The sequence below is a fragment of the Desulfurellaceae bacterium genome (genome assembly GCA_021296095.1).
In the GTDB taxonomy this organism is placed as follows: Bacteria; Desulfobacterota; Binatia; order Bin18; family Bin18; genus JAAXHF01.
Window position 1 is genome coordinate 10,297 of sequence record JAGWBB010000132.1, and the last position, 508, is coordinate 10,804.

1 protein-coding gene is annotated in these 508 nt (G+C 61.2%); it reads right to left on the reverse strand.

Annotated elements, in window-relative coordinates:
- Positions 1-79 precede the first annotated feature (79 nt).
- Positions 80-508: nitroreductase family protein (locus J4F42_20985; protein ID MCE2487997.1), on the reverse strand; the 429-nt coding region annotated here is incomplete at its 5' end.

The following is a 508-nucleotide window of genomic DNA, read 5'->3' on the forward strand; positions in this document are numbered from 1 at the left end:
AACGGCCAGCCCGGGTCAATGACTTCCCCGCCCTTGAGTAGCAGATCGTAGGCCATAACAGTTTTTTCCTCAGATGCGCTTATTTTGCCTGCCAGGTGTTGCGATGGATGAGCTTATGGAGGGGGATTTTCTTGTTGCGCGGTTTGGCCGGTCGCTGGGCCGGGTAGCCGATCGTGATCAGGCCGACCGGCCGCACCTGATCGGGCAGACCCAGGATGTTTGCCACTTCGACCGGATCGTAGGCGCCGACAAAGCAGGCGCCCAAGCCGTGCTCAACCACGCCGAGCAAAATCAGCAGAGAGGCAAACGCGGTATCGACCAGACTGTAGAAATTTCCCCGGCTGCCATAGCGTTCTCCCATGCGTTGGGTGTCGGCACAGGTCGCGATAATCAGCGGTGCGGTTGCCACCGAGGTCTGGTCGAAGGCTGCCTTGGCCAAACGGGCGCGGACCTCGGGGTCTTGGACGATCACGAACTCCCAGGGCTGGAGATTGCCCGCGCTGGGCGC